The 11,157-nt window shown below is 72.4% G+C and carries 3 protein-coding genes; all 3 read left to right on the top strand.

The window, feature by feature from the left end; all coding sequences use genetic code 11:
* The first annotated feature begins 2 nt into the window (after positions 1-2).
* Positions 3-1,517 carry a tripartite tricarboxylate transporter permease gene (locus tag FJ694_RS12870; protein WP_157267635.1) on the top strand — a complete coding sequence of 505 codons (1,515 nt, stop codon included), beginning with the start codon at positions 3-5 and terminating at the stop codon, positions 1,515-1,517.
* A 131-nt stretch (positions 1,518-1,648) separates the two neighbouring features.
* Positions 1,649-3,265 carry a gamma-glutamyltransferase family protein gene (locus FJ694_RS12875; protein WP_157267636.1) on the top strand — a complete coding sequence of 539 codons (1,617 nt, stop codon included), beginning with the start codon at positions 1,649-1,651 and terminating at the stop codon, positions 3,263-3,265.
* Positions 3,266-3,552: 287 nt separating this feature from the next.
* Positions 3,553-11,157: cadherin-like domain-containing protein (locus tag FJ694_RS12880; protein ID WP_157267637.1), on the top strand; the 7,605-nt coding region annotated here is incomplete at its 3' end.

Here is an 11,157-nt window from a genome sequence, read left to right on the forward strand (position 1 = left end):
CCATGGAACTGCTCGACAACCTGGCGCTGGGCTTCCAGACCGCCTTCACGTTCTCCAACATCCTGTGGGCGCTGGGCGGCGCCATTCTGGGCACGCTCATCGGCGTGCTGCCGGGCCTGGGGCCGGTGGCGACCATCGCCATGCTGCTGCCCAGCATCTACTCGCTCGACGCCACGCCGGCGCTGATCATGCTGGCGGGCATCTACTACGGCGCGCAGTACGGCGGCTCTACCACCGCCATCCTGATCAACGTGCCCGGCGAGTCGAGCTCGGTGGTCACGGCCATCGACGGCTACACCATGGCGCGCAAGGGCCGCGCCGGCCCGGCGCTGGCCGCCGCGGGCCTGGGCTCGTTCTTCGCCGGTTGCGTGGGCACCGTCATCATCGCGGCCTTCGCGCCGCCGCTGACCGAGCTGGCCTTCAAGTTCGGCCCGGCCGAGTACTTCTCGCTGATGGTGCTGGGCCTCATCGGCGCGGTGGTGCTGGCCTCGGGCTCGCTGGTCAAGGCCATCGCCATGATCGTGCTGGGCCTGCTGCTGGGGCAGATCAACACCGACGTCATCTCCGGCGTGCCGCGCTACAGCTTCGACATCCCGGAGCTGACCGACGGCATCGGCTTCGTGGCCATCGCCATGGGCGTGTTCGGCTTCGGCGAGATCATCTCCAACCTGGGCCGTCCGGCCGAGCACCGCGAGGTCTTCACCAAGGACGTCAAGGGCCTGTGGCCGACCCGGCAGGACTTCAAGGACGCCTTCCCGGCCGTGCTGCGCGGCACGGCGCTGGGCTCGATCCTGGGCGTGCTGCCCGGCGGCGGCGCGCTGCTGGCCTCCTTCGCCGCCTACACGGTGGAGAAGAAGACCCGCGGCCGCCCCGGCGAGGTGCCCTTCGGCCAGGGCAACATCCGCGGCGTGGCCGGCCCCGAGGCCGCCAACAACGCCGGCGCGCAGACCAGCTTCATCCCGATGCTCACGCTGGGCATCCCGCCCAACGCCGTGATGGCGCTGATGGTGGGCGCCATGACCATCAAGGGCATCCAGCCCGGCCCGCAGGTCATGACCAGCAACCCCGAGCTGTTCTGGGGCCTGATCGCCTCGATGTGGATCGGCAACCTGCTGCTGGTGATCCTGAACCTGCCGCTCATCGGCATCTGGATCAAGCTGCTGACGGTGCCCTACCGCTTCCTGTTCCCGGCCATCATGACCTTCTGCGCCATCGGCCTGTACACGCTCAACAACAACAACTTCGACGTGTACATGGCCGCCGGCTTCGGCGTGGTGGGCTACCTGTTCTACAAGCTCGGCTGCGAGCCCGCGCCGCTGCTGCTGGGCTTCATCCTGGGCCCGATGATGGAAGAGAACCTGCGCCGCGCGCTGCTGCTGTCGCGCGGCGACTGGTCCACCTTCATGTCGCGCCCGCTCTCGGCCGGGCTGCTGCTGGCCGCGCTGCTGATGATCGTGGTGGTGATGCTGCCCTCCATCAAGAACAAGCGCGAGGTGGCGTTCCAGGACGCGGACTGATCGCGCTTCCCCGCCAACCCCGAAGGGCCGCCGCGTGCGGCCCTTTTTCATGGCTGGCCTGCGGCAAGGCACGCGCGCTGCTCCCAAACTCGGTGCATCGACAACCTCACCTGCTCCGCGGGAGCCGCGCCATGTTTGACTACAGCAATCCCTATCCCACGCCACGGCTGCCGGTGTTCGCGCGCAACGTCGTGGCCACCTCGCACCCGCTGGCGGCGCAGGCCGGGCTGCGCATGCTCGCCGCCGGCGGCAACGCGGTCGATGCCGCGGTGGCCGCCGCCGCGGCCATGACGGTGCTGGAGCCCTGCAGCAACGGCCTGGGCTCGGACGCCTTCTGCCTCCTGTGGGACGGCACGGCGCTGCACGGCCTCAACGCCTCGGGCCGCGCGCCCGCGGCCTGGACGCCGCGCTGGTTCACGGACCGGTACGGCGCCGGCGCCGCCACGCCGCCGCGCCGCGGCTGGGACAGCGTCACCGTGCCCGGCGCCGTGTCGGCCTGGGTGGCGCTGTCGCAGCGCTTCGGGCGGCTGCCGCTGGCGCGCGTGCTGGCGCCGGCCATCGACGTCGCCGCGCGCGGCTACGCCGTGCCGGTGGTGGTGCAGCAGAAGTGGGCCGCCGCCGCGGCGCTGCCTGAACTCGCGCAGCAGCCCGGCTTTGCCGCGGCCTTCCTGCCGCACGGGCGGGCGCCGCACGTGGGCGAGCGCTTCGCGCTGCCCGGCGCGGCGCGCGCGCTGCGCGCCATCGCCGACACCGGCGGGCAGGCGCTCTACGGCGGCGAGATCGGGCAGGCGCTGGCCGCGGCGGCGCGCGCCGCCGGCGCCGCGCTCACGTTGCAGGACCTTGCCGGCTACACGCCCGAATGGGTCGAGCCCGTGGGCCAGGACTACCGCGGCTGGCGGCTGCACCAGATCCCGCCCAACGGCCAGGGACTGGCGGCGCTGATGGCGCTGGGCATGGCGCAGCACTTCGACCTGCGCGCCCTGGGCCCGGACAGCCCCGAGGCGCACCACCTGCAGATCGAGGCCATGAAGCTGGCCTTTGCCGACGTCTACCGCTTCGTGGCCGAGCGCGACTGCATGGAGTGCACCACCGAGCACCTGCTTGACCCCGCCTACCTGGCGCAGCGCGCCGCGCTGATCGACCCGGCCCGGGCGCAGGACTTCGGCCCGGGCCGCCCGCCGCGCGGCGGCACCATCTACCTCTCGGCCGCGGACGAGCAGGGGATGATGGTCAGCTTCATCCAGAGCAATTACATGGGCTTCGGCTCCGGCGTGGTGCTGCCCGAGTGGGGCCTGAGCCTGCAGAACCGCGGCCATGCCTTCAGCCTGGACGCGGGCAGCGCCAACGTCGTGGCGCCGGGCAAGCGGCCGTTCCACACCATCATCCCGGGCTTCCTCACGCGCGACGGGCAGCCGGTGATGAGCTTCGGCGTCATGGGCGCCAACATGCAGCCGCAGGGCCAGCTGCAGACGCTCGTGCGCATGCTCGACCACGGCCAGAACCCGCAGGCCGCCTGCGATGCGCCGCGCTGGCGCTTCAATGCCGGGCTCTCGATCAACGTCGAGGCCGCCATGCCGGCGGCCACCGTGCAGGGCCTGCTCGACCGCGGCCACCGCCTGGAAGTCATCGAGGACAGCTACCAGGACTTCGGCGCCGGGCAGTTCATCTGGCGCCTGGGCGACCCGGCGCTGGACGGCTTCGTGGCGGCCAGCGACCCGCGCCGCGACGGCGCGGCGGTGGGTTTTTGACAGAGCTGCCGATTCTTTTGGTGGCAAGCCCAGCAGCTGTGTCATCTGGGCCGTCGCGGAAAACGGTAAGACTGCATGAGGCTGTCATTTCATTGCACCAAAGCTACAGTCTTGTAACAAATCGGCGTCTAGAGTGATGCAGTTGATTTGCCGACCCGCCTGCCGCGCGGACCCGGCCGCAGCCGCTTGACGCCGCGAGTCACGCCGTTTTCGGGCGCTGGCCCGTGCGCGCCGCCAGCCGGTCCTGCGCCCGGTCCGCCGGCTTTCACGCCGCCGCTGACCTGCCCATGCCCACCGCTGCCAAGCCCGCTCCCAAGTTCCGGCCCCGTGCCCATCGTTTTGCCCTGGAGAGCCGGCAGCTCTTCGACGGCGCGGCGCTGGTCGAGGCCGCCGCGGTGGGGGCGGACATGCACCACGAGGGCGGCGACGGGCATGACGCGCAGCCTGCCGCGGCCGAGCAGGCGCAGCCCGCGGCTGCCGAGCCGGCCGCCCCGGCGCCGCAGCGCCATGTCTACGTGATCGACCAGGGCGTGGCGAACTGGCAGCAGCTGGCTGCGGCCGTGCCCGCCGGCGGCGAAGTCGTGCTGCTGACGCCGCAGGCCGACGGCGTGGCGCAGCTGGCCGCGGCGCTGCAGGGGCAGTCGGGCATCGCGTCGCTGTCCATCTTCAGCCACGCCGCCGCCGGCGAGCTGCGCCTGGGCGCCGGCACCGTGGACGCCGGCAGCGCCGCGCGGCAGGCGGCGCAATGGCAGGCCATCGGCGCGGCGCTGGGCAGCGACGCCGACATCCTGCTCTACGGCTGCGACCTGGCGCATGACGGCACGCAGCTGCTGCAGCGCCTGGCCGAGCTCACCGGCGCCGACGTGGCCGCCTCCACCAATGCCACCGGCGCGGCGCGCGCGGGCGGCGACTGGACGCTGGAGGCTGCCGTCGGTGCCATCGAGACGCGCGCACTGGTGGTGGACGGCTACAGCGGCCTGCTGGCCAATCCCTCGGTCACCATCAGCACGACCGCGATCACCGTGATCGAGGCCAGCGCCAACAACGCGGCGGGCGTGTCCAGCTTCGCGTTCTCCTCGGGCTGGGCGGTCTCGGACGGCACCAACGGCAACGTCACGGTGACCGCGACCCTGAGCAGCGCCGCGCTGGGCCAGCTGCAGAACGGCACCGACACGGGCTCGACGCTGAGCTTCAGCGGCACGTCCGCGACGGCCCTGGCGTGGCTCAACGCCTTGCGCTTCAACGCTACCGAGGACGAGATCGGCAACACGGCGCTCAGCGGCACGCTTTCGGTGGCGGTGTCGGCGGTCGATGTCAACGGTGCCACCCTCAACGGCACGACGCGTTCGATCGCCGTGACCGTGACGCCGTCAAACGACCCGGCGACCCTGGTCCCCGTTGCGCAGAGCGTGGGCGAGGGCGCCACCACGACCATTGCCGCGGCCACGCTGGGGGCGTTCGACCCGGAAGTGGCCTTCGGCACGCAGGTGATGGCGCAGCTCGTCTACAGGCTCAACGCCGAGCCGCAGCACGGCTACCTCACGCTCAACGGCGCGCGGCTGGGCGTGGACTCGATCTTCACGCAGGCGGACGTGATCGCCGGCCGGCTGGCTTACGTCCACACCGCCACCGGCGCCGACCAGAACCTGCCCGATGCCTTCACGGTACGGCTCAACGACGGCGCCACGCCCGTGGCGGCGTCGGCCACCGCCGTCGTCACGCTCAACATCGCGGCGGTCAACCTGCCGCCGACCGTGTCGGGCACGGGCAGCGCGTACGAAGGGCAACCCGCCAACGCCGCGCCCCCGATCGGCAGCTTCATCGTCGCCGGAGACGGTGGCGACAACGAGGACCCCGCGACGCTGCGCGTGCTCATCACGGCGCTGCCCAGCGACGGCGCGCTGTACTTCGACGGCGTGGCCGTCGGCGTGGGTTTCGAGTTCGCGTACGCCGACCGCGCCCGGCTGACCTATGCCAACCTCAGCAGCCGCGAGCCCGGCAGCGGCTACCCGTACGGCGACAGCTTCGGCGTGCTCGTCTCGGACGGCGGCGGCGGCACCGGCACGCCGGCGAGCACGGCGGCCACCATCGCCATCAGCGTGCGCAGCGTCAACGACGACCCGGTGCTGGACCAGGCCAATGCGCCCTTGCGCGCCGACGTGCCCCAGGGCAGCGGCGTGCGCTCGGTGGTCCTGCAGGAAAGCATGTTCCGGATCACGGACGTGGATTCGAGCGCGGAAGCCGTGAGCATCATCGTGACGGACCTGGCGGACCTGAGCCATGGCCAGCTGCAGCTCGCCGGCAAGACGCTGACCGTGGGCAGCACCTTCACGCTGGCGCAGCTGCGCGCCAACCAGGTGAGCTACGTCCAGACCTACCTGGCCGGCGGCGACCTGTACGACACCTTCAAGTTCCAGGTGGTGGACAACGCCACGTCGCTGTTCTGGGACGCCGCCGGCGCGCAGTACGCGCGCGCCGGCGGCGTGCACGCCGGCAGCGGCGCCGCCAGTCCGCTGAGCACCTTCAACTTCACGGTGGGCCTGGACCAGACCGCCGATCCGGACTACGACCCCCAGCCCGCCACGCCCGACCCCACGCCCGACCCGCCGGGCAACAGCGCGACCAAGGTCCTCGGCGCCGACGCCAGCCTGGGCGAGGGTGGCGCCGTCGTGCTGTCGGCGGCGTCGCTGAGCTACAGCGTCACCACGCCCAACGGCGTCGTGGACCCGCAGCAGATCGTCTACACCGTGGCCAGCCTCGACGGCGGCCCGGCCGGCGGGGGCTGGAACGGCACGCTGCAGCGCTGGAACGGCAGCGCCTGGGTCGCGCTCGGTCGCTACGACACGTTCACCCAGGCCGACCTGAACGCGGGCAACGGCGTGACGCTGGACCCCTCGGGCAACCCGGTGCAGCCCGCGCCGGTCGGCCTGCTGCGCTACGTGCACGACGGCGCCAGCGAGGACTTCGAGTCCAGCGTCAGGTTCTCGGTATCGGCCGGCGTGCTCGTCGACGGCGGCGGCGGCAGCCTGGCCATCGACCGCTGGGAGCCGACCTTCGCCTTCCGCATCACGCCGGTCAACGACCTGCCCACCGTCACGGGCTCCACGTCCACCGTCATCCGCGAAGGCGGCACGGCCTACATCACCACCGGCCAGCTCGCCGTGGCCGATGCCGATGACGCCATCTCCACGGACGGCGCAGGCCTCTACGAGGCCGCCGACACGCTGCCCGGCGGCGGCGCCAATTTCGCCTACAACAACGGCGCCGGCGGCGGTTTGCCGCTGCGCTTCCAGGTCGTGTCGCTGCCCACGGGCGGCACGCTGGAGTCCTCCAGCGACAACGGGGTCACCTGGACCGCCGTGACGGCGGGCCAGACGCTCGATGCCTCGCTGCTGACCGGTTCCGCCGCCACCACGGGGCTGCGCTTCGTCAGCGACGGCCTCGAAACGCGCCAGACCAGCTTCCAGGTGCGGTCCGTGGACCGCTGGGGCGCGCTCTCGGCCACGACGGCCGCCGTGACCATTCAGATCACCAACGTCAACGACCCGCCGGCCATCGCGGCCCGGCCCGGCAATGCCGACCCGACGGACCCGGAGCGTCCCGGCGTCCAGGTCAGCTACAACGAGCCGCTGTACGCCCGCGAGGGCACGTTCACGCAGATCACCAGCACGCTGCTGCAGGCTTTCGACCCCGACAGCACCGACCAGCAGGTGCAGTACCGCATCACCGCCGCGCCCACGCACGGTTCGCTGGCGTACTCCACCAACGGCACCACCTTCACGCTGCTGGGCGCGGGCTCGGCGTTCACCAAGGCCGACGTGGCCGCCGGCCGCATCTACTACGTGCAGCGCGGCAGCGAGCCGGTCGCGGCACCGTCGGCGACCACGCCGGACGACAAGTTCGTCTTCACGGTGGCGGACGGCGACAAGGAGCAGGCCGGCAACGAGTTCTGGATCTACTTCGACCCGCTGGCCAACGACGCGCCCGTCGTTTCCGTGACCAGCGCCGCCATCATCAACATCGACAGCGCCGTGGCGGCCAACAACCCGGTGGCCGTGTTCCGGGTCGCCGACGCGGACCTGGATTTCGTCACCACGCCGGACGTGGGCCTCGGAACCACTGCCCGGGAAACCGACTTCCTGCAGGTCACGGTGCGGCTGCTCCCGGCCAGCGGCAGCCTGCCGGTGAGCGCGGCGACGTATGCCGGCGTGACGCTGGCGCCGGGCGCAGGCGCGGGCGCGGTGGTGGGCGTTGACCTCGACGGCGACGGCCAGCGCGAGCACACCGGCAACGGCGACTACCTGGTGCTGAGCGGCACGCGGCAGCAGGTCAACGACGCCCTGGCGGGGCTGACCCTCACCTTCGCCGACGACCGCGACGCCCTGTACCGGGTGCAGGTGATCGCCGACGACCGGCTGCGCGACGCCGACGGCAAGCTGCTGGGCACCGGTGCCAACGGCGGCGCCTACAACCAGCCGGCCAGCGCCACGGCCAGCACCGTGGCCGTGCCCTCGACCGAGTACGACTGGTACACGGCCAGCGTGCCCACCACCGGGGCCATCACCGGCAACCTCCACTCGACCTTCGTGCAGGTGCGCGCGTCCAGCGTCAACGATGAGCCCGACCTCGTCGCGCCCGCCACGCTCGACATCGACGAGGACACGCTCACCTTCATCGGCAACCGCTTCGGCGTCAGCGATGCCGAGAGCGCGGCTTTCGGCACCCCGGTCTCGGTCACGCTGGGCGTGAACCACGGCACGCTCCACCTGGGTGCCGTGGGGACCGCGGAGGGCAGCTTCACGGTCAGCGGCCGCACGGTCACCGTCAGTGGCGACGGCAGCGCCTCCGTCACGCTCACGGGCGCGGCCGCCGACATCGACGCGCTGCTCAAGGACGCCACGCGCGGCCTTCGCTACCAGGCCGGTGCCAACGTCAACGGCGACATGAATGCCGGCGCCGCCGGCGACGTGACGCTGACGATGTCCTTCGACGACAGCGGCTCGCGCTTCGGCGGCGACACGGGCAGCGGCAGCCAGGCCAACAACGGCACGCCGAAACAGGTCGCCATCACCCTGGTGCCCGTCAACGACGCCCCGGTGCTCAGCGGCACGACGGGCGCGACCGTGCGCGAGAACGCAGCCACCGGCACCGAGTCGGTACGCCTGCTCGCCGGCGGCGACGTCAGCGACGTGGACCTGGCCACCACCCCGGGCCTGGACCCGGCGGTGTTCGGCAGCGGCAGCCTCACGGTCAGCCTCACCGACGCCGCCGGCTACCGCCCGGGCGACATCCTGTTCGTCGACCTCGATCCCGCGGCGCTGCCCGCCGGCGTGACGGTGGCCGGCGGCGTCGGCACGGCGCTGACCGTCAGCTTCGATGCCGACACCACGCTGGCGCAGGTGCGCACGGTGCTCAACGCGCTGGCCTACCGCTCCAGCAGCGACAACCCCACCGCCAACGGCACCGACGCCACGCGCAGCTACCGCATCGAGCTCAACGACGGCAACAACGCGCAGCCCGGCGGCAATGCCGGCGGGCCTGCGCGGCCGAGCAACGCGCTCGTCGGCGTCCTCACGCTGGAAGCGTCCAATGACCCGCCGGCAGCGGTCGACGACACGCACTCGATCAGCGAGGACAGCGTGTTCGTCGGCAGCAACGTCATCACCGGCCGGGTCAGCGCAGAAGCCGACAGCGATCCCGACAACCCGCTGTCGAGCCTGCGCATCAGCGCGGTGCGCCCCGGCACCGGGGGCGCCAGCACCGACGGCACGGCAGCCGTGGGCATCGGCCTGACCGGCAGCTACGGCGTGCTGCGGCTCGATGCCGACGGTACCTACCGCTACGACCTGGACAACACCAACCCGCTGGTGCAGCAGCTCGGCCCGGGACAGACGCTGACTGACACCTTCAGCTACACGCTCGCCGATCCGGACGGCGGCACCAGCACGGCCGTGCTGCGCATCACCATCGCCGGCACCAACGATGCCCCCGTGGCCCAGGACGACGCTGCCACGGTGGACGAGGACACGGCCACGCCGCTGACGGGCAGCGTGTGGGCCAACGACACGCCGGGCGACGGCACGCCGGCGCAGCACACCGTGACCTGGGGCGGCGAGGTACCGGCCTACGGCACCATCACCCGCAACGCCGATGGCAGCTACAGCTACACGCTGGACAACACCAACCCGCTGGTGCAGCAGCTCGGCCCGGGACAGACGCTGGTGGAGCGCTTCACCTACACGCTCACCGACGCCGACGGCGACACCAGCAGCGCCGAGCTCGTCATCACCATCCGCGGCACCGACGACCTGCCCGTGGCGGTGGACGACAGCCGCAGCGTGGACGAGGACACGGCCACGCCGCTGACGGGCAGCGTGCGGGCCAACGACACGCCGGGCGACGGCACGCTGGCGCAGCACACCGTGACCTGGGGCGGCGAGGTACCGGCCTACGGCACCATCACCCGCAACGCCGACGGCAGCTACAGCTACACGCTGGACAACGCCAACCCGCTGGTGCAGCGCCTCGTCGCGGGCGAGACGCTGGTGGAGCGCTTCACCTACACGCTCACCGACGCCGACGGCGACACCAGCAGCGCCACGCTGGTCATCACCATCCGCGGCACCAATGACGTGCCGACACTCGTCATCGACGACGGCAACGGCGGCGCCACCGGCCAGGCCAGCGTGTCGGAGCGGGGGCTGGCCGACGCCGACGGCAGCCAGGCGACGCAGGGCCGCTTCGTCGTGAGCGCGCCCGACGGGCTGCAGGGCGTGAGCGTGGGCGGCACCTTCGTCAGCGCCGCCCGGCTGGCCGCCCTGGGCGGCTCGCCGCTGGAGATCGTCACCGCGCGCGGCGTGCTCACGCTCACCGGCTACGACGCGGCCAGCGGCGCCGTGTCCTGGCGCTACGTGCTGTCGTCGCCGCAGGCCCATGCGGGCAGCGGCGGCGACGTCACGGACGACATCGCGCTGCAGGTGCTCGACCGCGACGGCGACCGCGTGGCGGGCACGCTGCGCGTGCTCGTGCTCGACGACGCGCCGCTGGCGCGCGACGACGCGGCGCAGCTGGGCATCGCGCTGCCGCGTGCCACGGCCAGCGGCAACCTGCTCGGCGGCGCCGGCCGCGGCGATGGCGACGTGGCCGACCGCCTGGGCGCGGATGCGCCCGTGACCGTGGTCGGCATTGCCTTCGAGAGCCGCAGCGGCAGCGTGGGCGCGGGCGCGCTGCGCGGCCAGTACGGCACGCTGCGCGTCGAGGCCGACGGCCGCTACGTCTATGCCGTGGACGATGCCCATCCCGCGGTGGCGGCGCTGGGCGACGGCAAGATCCTCACCGAGCGCTTCACCTACACCATCCGTGACGCCGACGGCAGCACCAGCACCGCCACGCTGGTCGTCACCATCCGCGGCAACTCGGCCTTCGTGAAGTTCGGCGACCAGATCTTCCCGGTGGCGTACGAGCCGCAGCAGCGCGACATCGCCCAGGCCATGGCGCCGGGGCTGTTCGTGCAGCACGCGGTACGCGATTCGGCCCGGGAGAGCCTGGAGCTGACGGCCGGCATGGGACTGGACCTGGGCGACGAGCTGCAAAGCCAGACGCTGCTGGACAACCTGGCCATGAGCCACAGCCAGCATGTCGGCCGCGACGGCGTGGCCTTTTCGCAGCAGCTGGAGCGCGAGGCCAGGCAGCTGCTGGCGCAGCGGCTGCGCGGGTCCGACCTGATGGCGCCGACGCTGCCGGCCCCTGCGGACGGGCCCGCGGAGTCGGGCGGCAGCTTGCCGGCGAGCGCGCCGGTGCAGGAAGCCGCCGCGCCGCCGGCCACCGAGCGCATCGTCGTGCCCCGGCCCGCGGCGGCCGATGGCGCCGGCGCGCCGCGCGAGGCGGCCGTG

This window comes from Azohydromonas aeria, from assembly GCF_009760915.1.
In the GTDB taxonomy this organism is placed as follows: domain Bacteria; phylum Pseudomonadota; class Gammaproteobacteria; order Burkholderiales; family Burkholderiaceae_C; genus Azohydromonas; species Azohydromonas aeria.

Coding starts and splice junctions, on each gene's coding strand:
- FJ694_RS12870 (WP_157267635.1), top strand. CDS start 3: ATGGAACTGCTCGACAACCTGGCGCTGGGCTTCCAGACCGCCTTCACG.
- FJ694_RS12875 (WP_157267636.1), top strand. CDS start 1,649: ATGTTTGACTACAGCAATCCCTATCCCACGCCACGGCTGCCGGTGTTC.